The sequence below is a fragment of the Leyella lascolaii genome (assembly GCF_900079775.1).
Lineage (GTDB): Bacteria > Bacteroidota > Bacteroidia > Bacteroidales > Bacteroidaceae > Prevotella > Prevotella lascolaii.
Genome location: NZ_LT556038.1, coordinates 220,056 through 239,758, shown reverse-complemented (window position 1 = coordinate 239,758; position 19,703 = coordinate 220,056). Strand labels below are relative to the sequence as shown.

General features: G+C 51.3%; 16 protein-coding genes. 7 read left to right on the top strand and 9 right to left on the bottom strand.

Annotated elements, in window-relative coordinates; all coding sequences use genetic code 11:
• Window positions 1-189 precede the first annotated feature (189 nt).
• The 5 genes from BN4609_RS06845 to aroB form a co-directional block, all read right to left on the bottom strand.
• Entirely contained in the window at window positions 190-1,389 is a 1,200-nt protein-coding gene (locus tag BN4609_RS06845) for a hypothetical protein (RefSeq protein ID WP_164071601.1), read from the bottom strand.
• A gap of 309 nt (window positions 1,390-1,698) precedes the next feature.
• Window positions 1,699-3,402 carry a 2-succinyl-5-enolpyruvyl-6-hydroxy-3-cyclohexene-1-carboxylic-acid synthase gene (gene menD, locus BN4609_RS06840; protein ID WP_068855812.1) on the bottom strand — a complete coding sequence of 568 codons (1,704 nt, stop codon included), beginning with the start codon at window positions 3,400-3,402 and terminating at the stop codon, window positions 1,699-1,701.
• A 1-nt stretch (window position 3,403) separates the two neighbouring features.
• Window positions 3,404-4,474 carry an isochorismate synthase gene (locus tag BN4609_RS06835; protein ID WP_068855811.1) on the bottom strand — a complete coding sequence of 357 codons (1,071 nt, stop codon included), beginning with the start codon at window positions 4,472-4,474 and terminating at the stop codon, window positions 3,404-3,406.
• Entirely contained in the window at window positions 4,471-4,887 is a 417-nt protein-coding gene (locus tag BN4609_RS06830; protein ID WP_021992100.1) for a PaaI family thioesterase, read from the bottom strand. The genes BN4609_RS06835 and BN4609_RS06830 overlap by 4 nt, the downstream gene beginning before the upstream one ends.
• Window positions 4,888-4,911: 24 nt before the next feature.
• The gene (gene aroB / locus BN4609_RS06825) at window positions 4,912-5,964 is read right to left on the bottom strand and encodes a 3-dehydroquinate synthase (RefSeq protein WP_068855810.1); all 1,053 of its coding nucleotides are present in this window, start codon (window positions 5,962-5,964) and stop codon (window positions 4,912-4,914) included.
• 1,748 nt (window positions 5,965-7,712) lie between these two features.
• On the opposite strand from aroB, the gene BN4609_RS06805 reads away from it, so the two are divergent.
• Entirely contained in the window at window positions 7,713-10,688 is a 2,976-nt protein-coding gene (locus BN4609_RS06805; protein ID WP_068855806.1) for a TonB-dependent receptor, read from the top strand.
• Window positions 10,689-10,813: 125 nt separating this feature from the next.
• Window positions 10,814-13,639, top strand: coding sequence for an outer membrane beta-barrel protein (locus tag BN4609_RS06800; protein ID WP_068855805.1), 2,826 nt, complete (start codon window positions 10,814-10,816; stop codon window positions 13,637-13,639).
• Window positions 13,640-13,653: 14 nt separating this feature from the next.
• Here the strand turns inward: BN4609_RS06800 and purN are convergent, their stop codons facing one another.
• The 4 genes from purN to BN4609_RS06780 form a co-directional block, all read right to left on the bottom strand.
• Window positions 13,654-14,223, bottom strand: coding sequence for a phosphoribosylglycinamide formyltransferase (gene purN / locus BN4609_RS06795; RefSeq protein ID WP_021992276.1), 570 nt, complete (start codon window positions 14,221-14,223; stop codon window positions 13,654-13,656).
• Between the two features lie 12 nt (window positions 14,224-14,235).
• Entirely contained in the window at window positions 14,236-14,655 is a 420-nt protein-coding gene (locus BN4609_RS06790) for an RNA-binding S4 domain-containing protein (protein WP_068855804.1), read from the bottom strand.
• Window positions 14,652-15,227, bottom strand: coding sequence for an aminoacyl-tRNA hydrolase (gene pth, locus BN4609_RS06785; RefSeq protein WP_021992278.1), 576 nt, complete (start codon window positions 15,225-15,227; stop codon window positions 14,652-14,654). Before pth ends, BN4609_RS06790 begins: the two co-directional genes overlap by 4 nt.
• 91 nt (window positions 15,228-15,318) lie before the next feature.
• A complete protein-coding gene (locus BN4609_RS06780) occupies window positions 15,319-15,915 on the bottom strand; it encodes a 50S ribosomal protein L25/general stress protein Ctc (protein WP_068855803.1) in 597 nt (198 codons plus the stop codon).
• Window positions 15,916-16,142: 227 nt separating this feature from the next.
• Here BN4609_RS06780 and nusB point away from each other — a divergent pair, with 227 nt between their 5' ends.
• The 5 genes from nusB to BN4609_RS06755 all read left to right on the top strand — a co-directional run bounded on the left by nusB (window position 16,143) and on the right by BN4609_RS06755 (window position 19,683).
• Entirely contained in the window at window positions 16,143-17,162 is a 1,020-nt protein-coding gene (gene nusB, locus BN4609_RS06775) for a transcription antitermination factor NusB (RefSeq protein WP_068855802.1), read from the top strand.
• A 41-nt stretch (window positions 17,163-17,203) separates the two neighbouring features.
• Window positions 17,204-17,527 (top strand): preprotein translocase subunit YajC, encoded by a 324-nt coding sequence (gene yajC / locus BN4609_RS06770; RefSeq protein ID WP_068855801.1) that lies wholly within the window; start codon window positions 17,204-17,206, stop codon window positions 17,525-17,527.
• A gap of 45 nt (window positions 17,528-17,572) precedes the next feature.
• A complete protein-coding gene (locus BN4609_RS06765) occupies window positions 17,573-18,553 on the top strand; it encodes a CdaR family protein (RefSeq protein WP_068855800.1) in 981 nt (326 codons plus the stop codon).
• Window positions 18,554-18,670: 117 nt separating this feature from the next.
• Window positions 18,671-19,240 (top strand): dephospho-CoA kinase, encoded by a 570-nt coding sequence (locus BN4609_RS06760; protein ID WP_068855799.1) that lies wholly within the window; start codon window positions 18,671-18,673, stop codon window positions 19,238-19,240.
• A 2-nt stretch (window positions 19,241-19,242) separates the two neighbouring features.
• Window positions 19,243-19,683, top strand: a complete 441-nt coding sequence (locus BN4609_RS06755; protein ID WP_021992285.1) for a DUF5606 family protein — start codon at window positions 19,243-19,245, stop codon at window positions 19,681-19,683.
• The last annotated feature ends 20 nt before the right edge of the window (window positions 19,684-19,703 follow it).

Sequence of the window (19,703 nt, the reverse complement as noted above, 5' to 3'; positions counted from 1 at the left end):
CATCCTGTGTTTTGCATACATCCGCCGACACCGTATGTATGAGAGACAGGATAGTTCACACCGGCTCGGGATTGGAAAAGTATGAGTCTGCTTACATACATAAAAAAGGCAGGTTTGCCTTTCATAAGACAAGCCTGCCGTAAAATTGTATATGGACAATTGATGTTATTGCCTGCTTTTACATATTTATTACTTAACGGTCTTCACGCTCTTTGTCGTTCCGTCAGCATATTTCATCACTTTAATGTACAATCCCTTCTGCGCGTCGCTTACCCTTCTGCCAGAGAGGTCGTAATATTCCGTTGACACAACATCGGCGACAGAGTTCCCGACATTGCTTATTCCGGTTGTCGTTGCCTTTATTTTCAGGTTGTTGTAGCTTGTGCTGTAGCCAACGCTATATGTATTCGTTTTCTCGTCGTATGTCGGGAACAGATCGATGAGTGAATATTTTGACATCACATAAGAGTCTGAGGCAGCATCATATTTGAATGTGACGGGATCGAAGATGAAGGTACCTCCCTGGCTGAAGTCGACAAAAACAGCAGCGTAGTCTTCCCCGATGGCTTGCGGTAAGGAGACTGTGAGTGTGCCGTTATTGTCTTCTGCCATCACCCATGCGTCCGGAGCAGCTTCCGGCATCAGCCCTTTGATGTATCTGTATTGTCCGAATTTGATTATCTGCACAGTGCCCTTCTTGCCTTTCTGCTGCGGAGTTTTTGCCGATTCATAGTCGTATGTGTATTCATATTCGTCAGCTTCGGGGAACAGCTCAGCCGGTATGAACTGCATATTTCCGGCTTCAGTCAACGTTATCTGGTAATCATCGGTACATATTCCGAGATAACTTGAGGGCTCGCTTGTTATTACTCCGTAGTCCTTGTCTATTGTAAGAGTGAAGTCGTTTGACGTGTCCGTATTTATCTTATTGGTTGCTTTATCATATGTCATGTTGCATAACACCATATTACGTCCCTGAACTTCTCCTATCTGCTGACCGTTTTTGATGGTAATGACATTATCCTTCAGCACTCCCTCAATGTAGGTGTCGAACATCGACGGGTACATCATATTCTTGATATAAACCTTGTTGTCGGCTGCAAACACAATGTCTATGGCTTTGTGTATTTCAGGTATATCGCCTATTTTAAAGCATGAGTTGAAGCAGTCGAGGTAGTAAGTGTGGGACTCGCCTTCGGGCGCTTTAGCCGGAGCCTTGGCTTGAGCGTTCGCCGGTTTTGCGATGCGTGCTGCCGGCATCCGGCTCATGAGACTGTTCACTTTCATACTCTTGTTGAGGGTGTTGAATGTTGTGTGTGATTCAAATGGTCTTTGTGCCATGCTGCCTAAAGAAAAAAGGGCAGCTGCGATAAGTAAAAGTTTTCTCATAAATATAAATTTTAAACGTGCTGTAAAATATTTTACAAATGTAAGGAAAACATCTTACATATGACAATATTTTATCGTTTATTTTATGCAAAATGCTGGGTTATAATGTGTTTTGGTGACATTTGTAAAACTTAAAAGGTGTTTTAGTATACAAGTATAGTATTTTCTATTGTCCGGAACGGACGTATGCGTGCTGTCATCTGGTGCCGCCAGTCGGATGGTGCGGCACCGGACGGATGTGATGGAAGAGAGTGTGAGGATGTTGTTCGGGTATTGTTTGTTGTGAAAGGAGTGTGTCCGGACGGTGTGTCAGAGTGAAAGAGAATTGAAGTATGCGTCAATCACGTCGTTGTCTGTCGTCGCATCGGTCTTCACTTCGAGCAGCATTGGACGTGAGGAGCGGCGTGTGAGCAGTGTCACTATGCCTATCCGCATTTCCTCCATGTTGTGTACGGCAATGTAGCCTACATCGTTTTGCGTGCATATTCCCTCCGCTGTCGTGGCGTGACATGCCGCCACCAGACGGTCAGCCGCCGCGCTGTCGCTCAGTCCCGGCAGTCCTCGGAAGATGCTTCCGCCTCCGTTGTTGAGCATGATGATGCGCAGATTGCCTTTCAGCGAAGTGTTCCACAGCGCGTTCTGGTCGTAGAAGAAGCTCAGGTCTCCTATGATGCAGAACACCATGTCAGCCGTAGCCATGGAGTGCCCAGCCGCTGTTGACAGGCATCCCTCTATGCCGTTCACACCGCGGTTGCACTCCACGTGGTGCGCCGCGAAGATGTTGGCGAGCCTCACCGCCGAGCTGTTGGCGTAATGCACGTGCCAGTCATATTCCATGTCGGCAAGCTGTTGCTCGAAGTATCTCACCGCAGCCATTGACGAATATTCCGGTTCGTAGTCCTCCGAATGGCGTCGCGCGGTGTCGAGCGCGGCGTTCCACAGCCGGAGAAACCGCGTGCGTGAGACTTCGGTTTCCTCTGCAGCGTCTGGCGGAAGAGATTTTGCGGTGTCGCGGCAGCCTGTACGCAGCATCTCCGGCAGCCTCTTCAGAGCCTCCGCACTGTCGTACTGGGCGATGTGGGAGAGATGCATGAGAGGGTCGGATATTGTCGCTGCGTCCGGCGTGAGCAGACAAGACGGCGCGCCGGAGAGTCTCAGAAAGCGTCGTGCAGCCTTGCTTACGACAGTGTCACCTATATATATAATGTAGTCGGGCATGTAGTCGCGGTCATTGCCTATGGCGCGTATGACCTCGTCGAAGTGCACAGCCTCGGCTCCGAGCGGCTCGCACAGCGTGACGAACGAGCGCGACAGCTCCTTCAGCGTGCGGCTGTCAATCGCGCCGTAAGGCATCTGTCCTATCACCACCATCGGCTTTCGTGCCACGAACCATCCGTCGGGCAGAGTGTCGCACATGCAGTCCCGGCTGTCGCGCTGGCACCGTCTTATGGCGCGCACGTCGGGCAGACGCTCACTGTCGAATGTGAAAAGCGGTTCGGTTATCGGCACATTGATATGCACCGGAGCAGGAGTGCGGCATGTGGAAAGATAGAGAGCCTCGCACACCATGCGTCCGCACATCCACCGCTCCTCATCGTTGTGCGGCTCAGGCAGGCTTATGTCCTTGCGCACCATCATGCCGAAAGCCCCCGGCTGAGGCAGTGTCTGCCCGTCGAGCTGTCCTATCCACTGTGCCGGACGGTCTGCCGAGATGACGATGAGCGGTATGTGGCGGTAGAACGCCTCTGCTACGGCAGGCGCGACATTGAGCAACGCTGAGCCTGACGTGACGCACACAGCCACCGGACTCATGCCGGTCGCCAGACTGATGCCTATGGCACAGAAGGCAGCCGAGCGTTCGTCGGTCACGGGATGACACTCTATGCCGGGACATTCGTTGAGATTGTGCACTATGGGCGCGTTGCGGCTGCCCGGGCACACCACCGCATGGCGCACCCCATAGGCGGCGAGCAGTGCCGTAAGGATGTTGACGTTCTCCTTGTTGCTGTACATTTCAACCGTTGTTTATCACACACCTCATGGTGTCCATCTTACATTCAGTCTCCTCCCACTCATGCTGTTCGTCGCTCTCGCGCAGCAGTCCGCCTCCGGCATACAGACGGCATGTCCTCTCGCCGATGCTCATGCAGCGCAGCGAGACAAACAGCCGTGTGGCACCGTCGGGATTTATCGGACCGCTGAAACCGCTGTAATATCCGCGTCCAGCCGACTCATGCGTCATGATGAACCGCCGCGCCTCGTCCTTGGGTATGCCGCACACGGCAGGCGTGGGGTGCAGACTGTCGATGATGTCGCCCAGAAGATGCATGTCGGTGAGCGTGAACGTGAAGTCCGTGCGCAGATGTACCAGCCGTCCGGCGCGTGCTGTATAGGGTCCTTTACTGCTTATGTTGTAGGCGAAGTGCGCTATGCGCTCGCGCATATATGCCGCCACGTATTCCTGTTCGAGCGTGTTCTTGTCGTCCCACACGATGCTGTCTGTGTCAGAATCGTGCCCTGGTGTGTCGAACGACAGCTGACTGTCGTCCAGCCGCATGGTGCCCGCCAGAGCCATGGTGGAGTATATCGGCGCGTCGCCGCTGAGCAGAATCTCAGGTGTAGCCATAAGCCACGTGCCCCCTTGCGGTGTGGATACGAGTGCCACAAACATGCGCGGGTAGAGCCGGCACGCCCTCATGAACATCTCTTCAGGCTGCATGGAGGGCGCGTGTTCCACCTGAGTGCTTCGCGCGAGCACCAGTTTGTCGAACTCCCCGCGTGTGAGTGCCTCGTGGAAGGCGGCGAAGTCAGCCGCATACACGTTCCGTCCCTGCGTGTCGTCAGTATGTTGCGGAACGCAGGGAGCGTTTGTATGCAGGCATTCCGGAGCAGGCATTGTCTCTGTGGAGTCAGGTTTTATGAGCAGTACGGGGCACGACTGCGATATGCAGAACGGTGCGAAGACAAACCCGCTGCGCCCGTTCAGCTCGCTGTATGATTGCAGTTCCTCGGGCAAGCCCGTGCTCTGCGTTATCCTTACTATCTCTCTGCCGTGCGGCAGACGGTACATTGCATAACTTTTCATTTCGTTCTCTGGTTGAGTATGAAGTTTGTTACCTCAACCGACGAGATGAGTTCGCCGGCGTTGTTTTTCAGTTCTATGTGCCACAGGTGCAGTGTCCGCCCCTTGTGTATGCACCGTCCGTATGCGGTGACTGTGTCGCCTTCGAGCACCGCCTTCATGTGGTTGCCTGTCACGTTGATGCCGAGGCATATCTTGCCCGGACTCAGAGCCATCGAGCCTATGCCCGCGAGGTTTTCCGCCAGTGCGAGCGTCGCTCCTCCGCTGAGGAATCCGAATACCTGTCTGTTGTGTCTTCCAACCTTCATTCGTGCCATGCACGTGTCGGGTTCAGGTGTAGATATGAAGTCCATTCCGAGCGTCTTGGACAGTCCGTCCTGCTCGAGTCTTACTCTTTTGAGTTTTTCTATGTCCATTATTTGATGTGTTATATAATATTGTCATAGCCCTTCCCGATAGAAATCGAGGGCTTCGAATATCTCGTCCTTTGTCGCCGTGCGGTTTATGCGTATGTCGCCCACGTCGGCGAGAAGGGTGAAGTTGATGGTGCCTGCGGTGTTTTTCTTGTCGTGAGTCATCAGTCTGTAGAGCTCGGGGTAGTCGTCGCACGTCACCATCGGCAGCGAGTAGTTCTCGCGAATGAATGCCGCCGTCTGCCGCAGTTTGTCTGTAGGGAATCCCTCTTTTATATTACTGATGAACAGTTCGCATGCCAGTCCCCATGCTACGGCATATCCGTGCAGCACGGGCTGCCCCTTACACATAGCCAGCGACTCCAGTGCGTGCCCCACGGTGTGTCCGAGATTGAGAGCCTTGCGTATGTTTTTCTCCAGCGGGTCAGCCTCCACCACTTTCTCCTTCACCCTCACCGATTGGGCGAGCATGAGTTGCAGGCGTTGCAGGTCGGGGTTGCAGAGAGGGAATGTAAGCAGTTCGCTCCACATGCGGTCGTCGCTGAGAAGCCCGTGTTTGAGCATCTCGGCATAGCCTGAACAGATGTTGTCGTGGTCGAGCGTGTTGAGGAAAAGTGTGTCGAGAATGACGAACCGGCTGTCGCAGAACACTCCTATCTCGTTCTTCAGTCCCCCGAAGTTCACTCCGGTCTTGCCTCCCACCGACGCGTCGACCATGGCGAGCAGTGTCGTTGGGATGTTGATGAAGTCGATGCCGCGCTTGAATGTCGATGCGGCGAATCCTCCGAGGTCTGTCACCATGCCTCCTCCGAGGTTGATGAGGCACGAGTGTCGCGTGGCTCCTCCCTCTTGCAGGCTGCGCCACACGTCTGATACAGACGCGATGTCCTTATGAGTGTCGCCCGCCTTTATGGTGATGAGAGTGGCGTCTTTGAGCGAGAGGAAGTCGCGCAACCGTGGCCAGCACGCCTCGCGTGTGTGCTCGTCGGTAAGCACGAACAGCCTGTCGTGTCTGCATTCTGATATTGCTTCGGCAATCTCATTCTCTATATCCTTTGATAAGATGATTCTTTGTTTCATAATATCATAGCTTTATGTTTGTATATATGAATGCCGCCGGCAGTGGCACGGCGATGTGACGCAGTGGCAGACCGGTGTCTGCCGGTTTTTAAAGTGTGCTTTTTCGGTTTGCACGAGTGTCGCTTTTATTTTGCAAAGATAATGCAAACGAGTGGAAAAGAGAGCTTGCTTTCAATTTCCCGAGTGCAGGTTATCTTATACAAAGATAATGCAAACGAGTGGAAAGAGAGCTTGCTCTTAATTTCCCGAGTGCAGGTTATCTTATGCAAAGATAATGAAAGGAGAGTGCAACAGCAAGCGAAAAGAAAATTTTCTTTCATATTATAACCTGTCGGACAGGATTATATTTTGAACAAAACAGGCAGCATCCGGCAGCCGGAAAGCAGTTTTCATTGCGCCCGTTGGCACTGTTTTTATATATGAAAATAACGCCATATTATGCTCAGCAAATTAAAGTAGAGACGCAAAATTTTGCGTCTCACAAGCATGGATATGCTATTTATTGAGGTGTTGAAATGCCTTTCGTTGCTGCGTTTTTTGTTCGTGAGACGCAAGATTTTGCGTCTCTACAGGGGAGGATTCGCTATTTGTTTGGGCAATGAAATGCCTTTCGTTGTCGCGCTTTTTGCTCGTGAGACGCAAAATTTTGCGTCTCTACAGGTTGACGCCATTGTTGTTATTTATGGGAAACTGCATGATGGTATGCGCAGTAAACTAAAGTAGAGACGCAAAATTTTGCGTCTCACAAGCGTGTATATGCTATTTGTTGGGGTGTTGAAATGCCTTTCGTTGCCGTGTTTTTTGTTCGTGAGACGCAAGATTTTGCGTCTCTACAGGCTGACGCCATTGTTGTTACTGATAGGAAACTGCATGATGGTATGCTCAGCAAACTAAAGTAGAGACGCAAAATCTTGCGTCTCACAAGCATGGATATGCTATTTATTGAGGTGTTGAAATGCCTTTCGTTGCTGTGTTTTTTGCTCGTGAGACGCAAGATTTTGCGTCTCTACAGGGGAGGATGCGCTATTTATTGGAGTGATGGAATGCCTTTCGTTGCCGTGTTTTTTGTTCGTGAGACGCAAAATTTTGCGTCTCTACTGGGCGGATGCCATCATTATTTCATGTAAAACACAGTGAAATGTGCGGCGGGATTTTGCATTGCATAAATATGCAAAGGCATTTCCGGAAACGCATAAACATTCATCGTCAACCTCGCGAGAATGCCGCCGGAATCTGTGAAAGCATATCCGGAAGCAAATACGCGAGTTTTGAGAGGTTTTGTTAACGTGTTCATGTTCAATGGATTAGGATGTTCTGTCGGGCGATATGTCTCCTGCCGCGTTGCCGAAGAGCCTTTCCTGTGGTGCGGAAGAGCCTCTTTCGCGTTCCGGCAATGCCTTTACGGATGCGTGGAACGGGCTTTTCTGATATGCGGAACGGGCTTTCCGATGCCTATTCAGGGCTTCTGATACGGCACGAATGAATTTATATACATTGTTTATTCATGAAATACGCCATGCCCGTTTCTGTTTCATGAAAAAATGATGTCAATATTTTTTACCGCGAAAACCGCATATTCATGCAAATCGGCATGTATGAGTCACGGTGTAGCGACGGAAGGACAGCCATGTCACAGACTGTAAGAAAAAATAAAAAATCAGCACTTTTCTGTAACAGAATTAAACCTTAAAAATGATGTTCCGTCTAAAATGGCGTGAACACATAATGAAAACAATCATACACATAGGATGAAAAAGACAGTAATGATGATGCTGTTCTCGCTGGCGTGTACGGTGATGTACGCCCAGGAACGCAGCATAACGGGTGTGCTTACAGACCGCGACACCAAGGAGACTCTGGCACAGGTGACGATACAGATGCTCACAGCCGACAGCACGTATGTCACCGGCGCCACTTCCGGTGAAAACGGAAAATTCAGGCTCAAGGCACCTTCGGACGGAAAGTACATACTTAAATTCTCAAGCGTGGGATACATCCCGGCTTTCAAGAACGTGGAGGTGAAGGACGGCTCGGACACCGACATGGGCGAGGTGGTGCTCGGAGCGGAAGCCACGATGCTGAAGGGAGCCACCGTGACGGGACATGCCGCAAGGGTGGTGGTGAGAGAAGACACGCTGGTGTACAACGCGGCGGCTTACCGGACGCCTGAAGGCTCGGTGATAGAAGAGCTGATAAAGCGTCTGCCGGGCGCAAAGATAGACGACGACGGCAAGGTGACCATCAACGGACAGGAGGTGAAGAAGATAAAGGTGGACGGCAAGGAGTTCATGACGGGAGACACTGAGACGGCTCTGAAAAACCTTCCCACGTCCATCGTAGAGAAGGTGAAGGCATACAACGACAAGAGCGACCTGTCGAGAGTGACGGGCATTGACGACGGCAACGAGGAGACCGTGCTCGACTTCGCACTGAAGCGCGGCATGAACCGCGGACTCTTCAGCAACGCCGACGTGAGCTACGGAACGGAAGACCGGTATGCCGAGAGGCTCATGGGGGCATACTTCACGGACAAGTTGAGGCTCATGTTCATGGGCAACGCCAACAATGTGAACAACCAGGGCTTTCCGGGTGGAGGCGGACGGGGCAACTTCGGACGCGGGCGCAACGGACTGAACACGTCGAAGATGCTTGGTATGAACTTCAACTACGACGACGGAGAGAAGTTCAAGCTGGACGGAAGCGTGCGCTGGAACCACAACAACAGCGACGCGCGATCGAAAAGTTCGGCGGAGAACTTCGTGAGTACGCTGAGCTCGTTCTCAAACAGTCTGAACCAGAGTTACACGCGCGGTGACAGATGGAACGCACAGATGAGGCTGGAATGGAAGCCCGACACCATGACAAACATCATGTTCAGACCGTCGGTGAGCTACTCGGCAAACGACAGCCGCTCAACAAACCGCTCGGCATCATACAACTCCGACCCCTACAACTACGTGGACAACCCGCTCGACGAGGACGCTATCGCGACGCTGGACAAGGAAGGCGTGATGGTGAACAGCAACAACAGCTCGTCCATAGGATACAACGAGTCGAAGCAGTTCGGCGGTTCGCTGCAGTACAACCGGCGTCTGGGAAGCAAGGGGCGCAACTTCACCGTGCGTGGGGAAGGGCGTTACAGCGAAGGCAACAGCAACAGTCTGTCGCTCACCAACGTGCATCTTTATCAGGTGCTCAACCAAGCCGGAGCCGACTCGACATATCAGACAAACCGCTACCGCGTCACTCCAACACGCAACTGGAACTATGCGCTGCAGGCAACTTACAGCGAGCCGCTGTGGAAGGGAGCCTTCCTGCAACTGAGCTATAAGTTCAACTACAGTTTCAGCAAGAGCGACCAGAACACCTACGACTTCAGCAATCTGGGCGAGGACTTCTTCTCCGGACTGTCGCCAGAGTACAGAGGGTGGGACAAATACCTCGCGCGGCTCAACAATCCGTATGAGTCTTATCTTGACACAAGGCTAAGCCGCTATTCTGAATACAAGAACCGGACGCACGACATCGAGCTTACCTTCAGAATGATAGGCGAGAAATACAACTTCAACGTGGGTGTGCTCCTGCAGCCGCAGCACTCTAACTTCGTGCAAGACTATCTGGGCGTGCTCAAGGACACGGCGCGCACGGTGACCAACATAACGCCGACACTCGACTTCCGCTACCGTTTCAGCAAGGTGAGCAACCTGCGCGTGAGATACCGCGGATACACAACACAGCCGGGAATGAGCGACCTGCTCGACATCACAGACGACAGCGACCCGCTCAACATCACGATGGGTAACCCGGGACTGAAGCCATCGTTCACCAACAATCTGAGCATAAACTACAACAACTTCGTAGAGTATCACCAGCAGGCTATATCGGGTTTCGTCAATCTTAACACCACACGCAACAGCATAGCGAGCAAAGTGACGTACGACGATACCACGGGAGGAAGAATAACGAGACCCGTAAACGTGAACGGCAACTGGAATATGTTCGGAGGAATGATGTACAGCATAGCCATCGACAGCACCGGATACTGGAACGTGAGCACGTCGACCGACGTGAGTTACAGCAACAACGTGGGATTCCTCACACTCGACCGGAACGAGGAGGCGCGCAAGAACATCACGCGAAATCTCTCTTTGCAGGAACGCCTTGCGTTGAGCTACCGCAACGACTGGCTTGAGATAGAGGCTGACGGGTCGTTCAATTACAATCATGCGCGCAACAAACTGCAATCGCAGAGCAACATGGACACATGGAGGTTCGCATACGGCGCGTCGCTGACTCTTGATTGTCCGTGGGGCACAAGCCTCTCTACAGACCTCCATCAGAACAGCAGGCGCGGATTCAGCGACAAGTCGTTCAACACCGACGAGCTCGTGTGGAACGCGCAGATATCACAAAGCTTCCTCAAAGGCAAGCCGCTGTCGGTGATGATTCAGTTCTACGACATACTGCGCAACCAGAGCAACTTCAGCCGCACCATCAACGCCATGCAGCGCAGCGACGTGGAGTATAACTCGATAAACAGCTATGCCATGCTGCACGTTGTCTACCGTTTCAATATGTTCGGGGGCAAGAACACGCGCAGGGAAATGAGAGGCGGACCCGACAGACCGGGCAGACATGACGGACCGGGCAGACCCGGCGGACGTGGAGGGAACAGAGGCGGACGTCCTCAGCGCGGCGGATTCCCTATGATGCCAATAATGTGACGTAATCAGTGAAACATATATCTGCAAGCCCGGACGTATCGTGTGAACGATGTGTCCGGGTATTTTTTACACTGTCTTTAAACCTTATCATGCGGCGCGCGTCAAATATTAAACCGACTATTATTATGAATCTGCGACTCATTATTATATATATTATATTGGTGGTTTCGTGCGTGAGCGCGTCGGCACAGAAACCGTCAGTAACAGGAACCGTTGTCGACGCCTCAAACGACAGTGTGCTCTTCAGAGCCACCGTGCAGCTGCTAAAGAGCGACACCACGTTTGTGGGAGGCGTGCTGACCGACAGCCGTGGACGGTTTGACATCAGGACGGACGCTCCGGGAAAGTATATACTGAAGGTGTCGAACATGGGCTATACCGAGCGGATGCACGATGTGACGGTGTCGGCGGGCAGGAATACGGATGCCGGAAAGATAATGCTCGAGCAGAGCGTGACGCTTCTCGGCGAGGCGGTGGTGACGGCAAACGTGCCGAAAATGGTGGTTAAGGAGGACACCTTTGTATATAACGCGTCGGCATACAGAGTGGCTGAGGGGTCGGTGATAGAGGAGCTGGTGAAGAAACTCCCCGGTGCGAAGATAGAAGAGGACGGCTCTATAACGATAAACGGCAAGCAGGTGACAAGGCTTCTGCTCGACGGGCGCGAGTTCATGGGCGGAGATGTGCAGACCGGACTTAAGAACCTGCCTGCCGACATAGTGGACAAGATAAAGTCGTATGACGAGAAGAGCGACCTTGCCAAGCTTACAGGCATTGACGACGGCAACGAGGTGACTGTGCTCGACTTCGGTGTGAAGAAGGAGATGAAGAAGGGATTCAACGTCAATACGAACGTGGGCTACGGCTCGCACGACAGATACAGGGGGCGGTTCATGGGCGCGCGGTTCTATGGCGACCTCCGTTATACGCTCATAGGCAACATGAACAACATGAGCAACGGGGGAAAGACGCACACTAAGATGACCGGTCTGAACATAAGCTATGAGAAACGCGACAAGCTGAAAATAGACGGGGGAGTGAGGTGGAACCACTCCAACAGCGACAATTGGTCGAAGAGTTCCAGGGAGAGTTTCGTAAACAAGACCGGCGCTTTCTCAAACAGCGTGAACCAGAACTACTCGCGCAGCGACGGATGGAACGCCAACATGCGTCTGGAGTGGAAGCCCGACACGATGACAAACATAAATTTCAGACCGTCGTTCAACTATTCCGTTAACGACGGAAGGGGCTTCTCCTCGTCGGCATCTTATAAGGAAGACCCTTTCATCTACACTGACGACCCGCTCGGCGATGACGGTATCGGGGTGATGGAGGACAACGGACTGATGGTGAACCGCAGGCGCAACAAGTCGCTTAGCAACGGCAGCAACTGGTCGGCGGGCGCGTCTCTGCAGTTCTTCCGCAAGCTTAACGGCAAGGGACGCAACATCGCGCTCAACGGAAGCGTCAACTATGGCAAGGGCGACAGCAAGAGTATGTCGGCGTCCAACGTCCATCTCTATCAGGTGCAGGACATTTACGGCAACGACTCTACCTATCAGACCAACCGCTACAACGTGGCTCCGTCGGACAACCTGAACTACAGTCTGAGAGCCACATACACCGAACCGCTGCTTAAAAACGTCTTTCTGCAGATGAGCTATGAATACCGTTACAGTCACAGCGTGAGCGACAGGAGGACTTACAACTTCGAGCGCATTGCGGAAGAGGCGTGGAACGACGTCATGAACGGATACCGCGACTGGGACAGTATGCTCGGACTTTTTGACCAGCCGCTGGAATATTATCTTGACGATGAGCTGAGCAGGTATGCCGAACACAATAATTATAACCACAACATCAATGTGCAGCTGAGGGTGGTTGACGAGAAGTACAACCTCAACGCGGGCATCGTGGTGAGACCGCAACGCTCGCATCTGGTGCAGGACTATTGGGGACAGCTCGTGGACACGGTGCGTACGGTGACGAATATATCTCCTACACTTAACTTCAGATACCGTTTCTCCAAGTACAGCGACCTGCGGCTCACCTACCGGGGCTCTACCTCGCAGCCGAGCATTACAAGCATGCTCGACATAACGGACGACAGCAATCCGCTGTACATAAGCAAGGGTAACCCGGGGCTGAAGCCGTCGTTCACAAGCAATATCAATATGGAATACAAGACCCATTCAGTGAAACGGCACCGCACAATAAACGCGGGCGCGTGGTTCAGCACGACGAGCAACAGCATAAGCAACATGGTGACGTATGACGAGAAAACCGGAGCACGCACCACGCAGCCGTGCAACATCAACGGCAACTGGAACGGATCGCTGAGGTTCGGGTATAATACGTCGATAGACACGGCTGATGTATGGACTGTGGGGGCGGACACACGGCTGAACTACAGACACCTCGTGAGCTACATAAACCTGAACAACAGTGCGGTGTCAGAGAAGAATGTGACGCATTCGACATCGGTGCATGAGAATATACGCGGCAACTACAGGAGTGACTGGCTGGATGTGGGAGTGCACGCGTCTGTGACTTACGACAGGACGAGGAACATGCTTCAGGAGAACAACAATATGGACACGTGGAGATATTCTTACGGAATGGACGTCGGCATAAACGCTCCGTGGGGCATGTCGCTATGGACGGACATCAATCAGAACAGCCGACGCGGATATAACGAAAAGTCGATGAATACTGACGAACTGATATGGAATCTGCAGATAAGTCAGAGTTTTCTTAAGAAAAAAGAGCTCAGGCTGATGCTTGAGTTCAGGGATATACTGCGTGAGCAGAGCAATTTCTCACGTTCGATAAACGCCAACAGCAGAAACGACACGGAGTATAACTCCATCAACAGTTATGTCATGCTGAGGGTGCAATACAGGATGAACATGTTCGGAGGAAGGAAGTCCGGACGCCGGACACGCGGCTGACGTCTGGCCGGACGTCAGAGTGAGGCGAGCGCTTTCTCTATTGTTTCGGGATAGTGGCGCATCTCCAGGGCGTGCACTTTGGCGGCTATGTCTTCCGGTGTGTCGCTTTCGCTCAGCGGAGTGGAGTATTGCGCGATTATTTCTCCGCCGTCGCATACGTCGCTCACCCAGTGTATTGTTATTCCGCTTTCCTTCTCGCCGGCTGCCTTTACGGCTTCGTGCACATGATGACCGTACATTCCCTTGCCTCCGTATTTGGGAAGCAGTGCCGGATGGATGTTCACCATGCGGTGGTCGTATGCCTTTACAAGAAAATCTGGAATCATGAGAAGAAAGCCTGCAAGTACGATGAAGCATATGTCGTGGCGGTGCAGTGTGTCCATAAGAACGGCTTCGTTGCCGAATTCGCTCTTCGGTATCACCACCGTGGGAATATTGTGTCGGGCGGCACGGGTGAGGGCATAGGAGTCGGCGCGGTTTGATACGACAAGTGCGACGCGCACGTCTCTCGATCCTGCAAAATGTTTTATAATGTTCTCACAGTTGGTCCCGTTGCCGGAAACGAATATTGCAATATTCTTCATATGCGTATTCTGTTAGTCTGTTTCATCGTCAAAATCATCGTCGAAACCGAACATCGCCGGATCGGTGAAGGCGTCGAGAGCCCTGCGTTCCTTCTTTGTTGGACGCCCTGTGCCGCGTGCCCTGTCCACGAATCCGCTTATGCGGCTCATCTCCAGCAGCTCATATTGTTTCGGATCGGTGACGTTCTCATATATCTCAGGGATGAGTTTTGCGCCTACGCGCTGCTCTATGGTTTTCAGAATGCGGAACGAATAGGTGACAGGCGGTTTCTTCACGCTCACCACCTCTCCGACTTTCACCATGCGGCTCGGCTTTACGCAGACGTTGTTCATGGTCACACGCCCGTTCTTGCATGCGTCGGCGGCGATGGAACGTGTCTTGAATATGCGTGCAGCCCACAGCCATTTGTCTATTCTTGCTTCCTCTGTCATTGTTTCTTCCCTAATTTGTTGTAGGCGTTCATCGTGTTGTCAATGCCTGCCAGAACGAAACTTTTTATTATGTCGACGGCGCAGTCGATGGACGGCTGAAGCACTTTCATGTCGTCATCGCTGTATTTTCCCAACACCCAGTCGACCTGCGCGCCGCGTGGAAAGTCGTTTCCTATGCCCATGCGGAGCCGCGCGTATTGCTGGCCTATCAGCTGCTGAATGTTGCCAAGACCGTTATGGCCGCCGTTACTGCCTGATGCTTTCAGCCGGAAGGCGCCGAGTGGAAGTGAAAGGTCGTCTACGATGACAAGCAGGCGCGACTGGTCTATATTTTCTTTATTGAGCCAATAGCGCACGGCATTGCCGCTAAGATTCATGTATGTTGTGGGTTTCAGCAGAAAAAGTTTGCGTCCTTTGAGGCTTGTCTCGGCAACGAAGCCGTATCGCTTGTCCTCAAAAACAATATTGGACGCCTTTGCAAAAGCGTCCAATATCATAAATCCTGTATTGTGGCGGGTGCCGGCGTATTCGTCACCGGGGTTTCCCAATCCTACAATTAAATATTTGTCCATTACTGTAATGTTGCGGACAGGAGTGTCATAAAGCCTTTCTCATGATGCGTAAACACTGCTGTCCGCCATCAGATTGTCTATTGGAAACTTATTACTCTGCTGTGCTGGCAGCTGCGGCAGACATGGCTGCACGTGTCATCTTCACAGAGCAAACGATAACATCCTTGCTTGTAGCGAGCTCGAGACCCTCGAAGCTGAGGTCGCCAACCTTGATGCTCTTGCCTATCTTCAGTGATGTCACGTCTATGTCAAGGTGTTCCGGTATGACAGTATAAGGTGCTGTAACGTCTATTTTGCGAATAGAGAGGTTCATGCGACCACCGTCGCGCACACCTTGTGCAAGACCCACGAGCTTCACAGGGATACCTATTGTCACCGGCTTGTTCTCGTTCACTTCGAGGAAGTCAACGTGCAGCAGTGCGTCTGTAACCGGATGGAACTGCAGTTCCTTCATCACGGCAGTGTGAGACTCACCGTCGATGATGAGGTTTATCATGTATATGTGAGGTGTGTAAACAATTTTACGCAGTTCGCTCATTGGAACAGCGAAAGCCATTGCAGCCGGTTTGCCGTCCTTTGTAGCCTCTCCATAGAGGTTGCAGGGAACAAGACCTTCTTTTCTTAATTCTTTAGAAGCTTTCTTTCCAAGGGCTGTGCGCTTCTGACCTGTTACATTAATTTCTTTCATAATAAATGTGTTACTCTAAATTAAGTTTGATGATTGTCATGCCTTAATTCGCCATCACACGAGAAAAGGGTTTCTGTATCGATGTACTCATAAAAGCGCTGCAAAGTTACTCTTTTTCTTTTGATTGCCCAAAGCATATCAAAAAAAATCATTAAACGTCTGTATTTTTTTGGCGGTTACTGTATTTTTATCTATTTTTGCAGTGAATTTTATTTGAAGAATGGATAATGATTAATCGTGAGCTAATAAGAATAAAGATAGTCCAGTTAACCTATTCTTACTATCAGAATGGCAATAAAAATATGGATAATGCTGAGAAGGAACTCCTGTTCAGCCTTTCTAAAGCATATGATTTATACAATTATCTGCTTGAACTCATCGTTGCCATAACGCGGGAAGAAAGACATCGGGTCGAGATATTGACCCAACGCGCGCAGCGTGAAGATAAGGAATTGCCTTCAACAAAGTTTGCTTACAACAAGTTTGCAGTGCAACTTGAGGAAAACAAAATGCTCTGCGAGTTCGCCGAAACCCAGAAACAGTCGTGGGAGGAGGACCTTGAGTTTGTGAGAAAACTGTGCAATCAGATAGAGCAGAGCGAGACATACATCAATTATATGCAGTCTGAAGACGACTCGTATGAGGCAGACCGTGAACTGTGGCGCAAGCTTTACAAGCAGCTTATACAGGAAAACGACGACCTTGACTCCATACTTGAGGAGAAGAGTCTGTACTGGAACGACGACAAGGAAATAGTCGATACGTTTGTATTGAAAACCATCAAGCGGTTTGATCCGAAAAAGAAGCAGAAGCAAGAACTTCTTCCAGAATATAAGGATGAGGAAGACCGGAACTTCGCATGCAAGCTTTTCAGAACCACAATATTGAATGCCGAGCAGTATCAGCGTTACATGAGTGAGACGTCACGCAACTGGGACTTCTCCCGTCTGGCTTATATGGACATCGTGATAATGCAGATTGCGATTGCCGAAATGATGACATTCCCTAACATTCCGGTAAGTGTCACCATCAACGAATACGTGGAGCTGGCGAAGCTTTATTCCACTCCGAAGAGCGGAGGATACATTAACGGAATGCTCGATTCCATCGCACGTTTCCTTATCAGTACGGGCAAGTTGTTCAAGTCGATGGACGAGCCGCGCTCGAAAAAGGCTCAGACCGCTGCAGATGTGCAGGAGAGCGGTGATGGAAGCGCGTCTGTGGCAGAAGATGTGAATGCGGAATGATAATTGAAAGAAAATAAACAAAATCACTAAGACTATAAAAGATGAATACAATGGTATTGGCTGCTCAGGCAGCAGGAGCTCAGGGCGGAGGCTTGGGCATGTTGGTAATGATGGTGGCAATCTTCGTTATCATGTGGCTTTTCATGATACGTCCACAGCAGAAGAAACAGAAAGAGATACGCAAGTTCCAGAATTCTCTTGCCGAGGGAGCAAAGGTTGTTACCGGCGGAGGAATATTCGGGACAGTAAAACGTGTGGATCTGACCGCCAACACCGTTGATGTCGAGATATCACGCGGTGTTGTCGTGACAGTAGACAAGGGTTACGTTTTCGCCGATCCCAGTTCACAGATGCCTAATGCGTGACGTTGCGCATTCGCTATAACATATGATAGCTTGAACGATTAAGGGATGGAGCGGTTGTCGCACGACTATAAAAACATCAGGAACTTCTTGTTCGGATTCTTGAACAAGGAGTTTCTGATTTTTTTGTTTTTTCTTGCTCTCAGTGCCATTTTCTGGCTTATGATGGCTCTCAACGAGACCTATGAGCGTGAGATAACGGTGCCGATGTCGCTCACCAATGTCCCGAAGAATGTGGTGCTTACCACGGAGATGGACTCCACAGTCAAGGTTACGGTGCGTGATAAAGGCTTCACGCTTGTAACATACATGTACAGCAGGCGCATACGTCCGGTAAGGATAAATTTCGGAGCATACGCCAACAAGCAGACAGGATACGGACTTGTGCCTCCGGCTGATATTCAGAAGCTTGTATATCAGCAGCTTATGGGCTCGTCGAAGATATTGTCTGTCAATCCCGACAAACTTGATTTTTACTTCAATTTCGGCGCTTCCAAGACGGTTCCTGTGCGTATGGACGGTTCTGTTACGCCCGGAAAGTCATACTATCTGGCGTCAATGCGTTTCTGGCCTGATAAGGTCACAGTGTATGCGAGCAAGAAAATGCTCGACAGCATACGCTATGTGAAAACAGAGCCGATACGCATTGTCAACTTTGAAGACACCGTCATAAGAGAAGTTCCGATAGCCAGAATGCAGGGAGTGAAGTGTGTCCCGTCCACAGTACGCATCGGACTGTATCCCGACATTCTCACCGAGGAGAGGGTATCTGTACCTATCAGAGCCATCAATCTGCCTGAAGGGAAAGTGCTGCGCACATTCCCGTCGCATGTCAGCGTGAAGTTCATTGTAGGCGCAAGCATGTTCCGCACGGTGAAAGCCGATCAGTTTGTAGTTGTGGTGGATTATAATGAAGTGACGAAACAGACTTCAGACAAGTGCGAGCTACATCTGGTAAAGAGTCCTTACATGGTGCGTAACGCACAGCTTGAGATAAATCAGGTGGACTATCTGGTTGAACAGCAGTAGAGACATTTGTCCGCGACAGGACCGTTGTACGGGCCGTCAGGCTGCATAAAGGCGGTCTGCGCGGAACGGCATTGCGCTTCTGACGTTGTGATGACACCGAAAACAGAATACTGAAAAATGAGAATAGCGATAACAGGAGGCATAGGTGCCGGCAAGTCTTTTGTGTGCCGGTCGCTCAACAACCGTGGCATTGATGTCTACGACTGTGACGCCGCCGCCAAAAGACTGATGCGCACATCGCCCGAACTGCGCGACGCGCTCCGCCGGCTTGTAGGCGACGCGGTGTATGAAGACGGTGTGCTGCAGAAACAGGTGCTTGCCGCGTTTCTCCTTGCGAGCGATGCCAACAACAGTGCCGTTGCCGATATAGTGCATCCAGCCGTCGCCGCCGACTATCTGTCCTCATCCACCGAGTGGCTTGAGAGTGCCATTCTCTTCGACAGCGGATTCTACAAGCGGGTGCCTTTCGACTTTGTCGTGTGTGTCACTGCTCCCGTCGAGCTGCGCATAAAGCGCATAATGACACGCGACGGCATAACGCGCGGGCAGGCACTCGAATGGATAGGACGCCAGCTGCCGCAGCATGAGGTCGTCTCACGCAGCGATTTCGAGATAGTCAACGACGGCTTTCATGACATAGATTTACAGATTAACACCATAATAAACAAAATAAACAAAAGATTATAAAAATGGAAACAATTCTTTCAATCGCAGGCAAACCGGGTCTTTACCGTCTGGTTTCGCGTGGAAAAATGAATCTTATTGTTGAATCTCTTGATGAGGCTCGCCACCGTATGCCGGCGTTCGCGTCAGACCGTGTGACGAGTCTCGCCGACATAGCGATGTATACCGACAGCGATGACGTGCCCCTGTGGCAGGTGCTTGAGAGCCTTGGCGAAAAGGAAGAGAAGAAAGAGTGCGGGCTCAACTATAAAAAATGCTCCAAGGAAGAGCTGCATGCCTTCTTCGCGGAGGTGCTTCCCAACTACGACCGCGACCGTGTGCACGACGGTGACATCAAGAAACTTATACAGTGGTACAACCTCCTTGTGAAGAACGGTATAACTGACTTCAAGGAAGCACTGGCTCCTACCGAGGGTGACAATATAGACGACCGCAAGGAGGAATAATCCTTTCAGCGGTGCGTTTC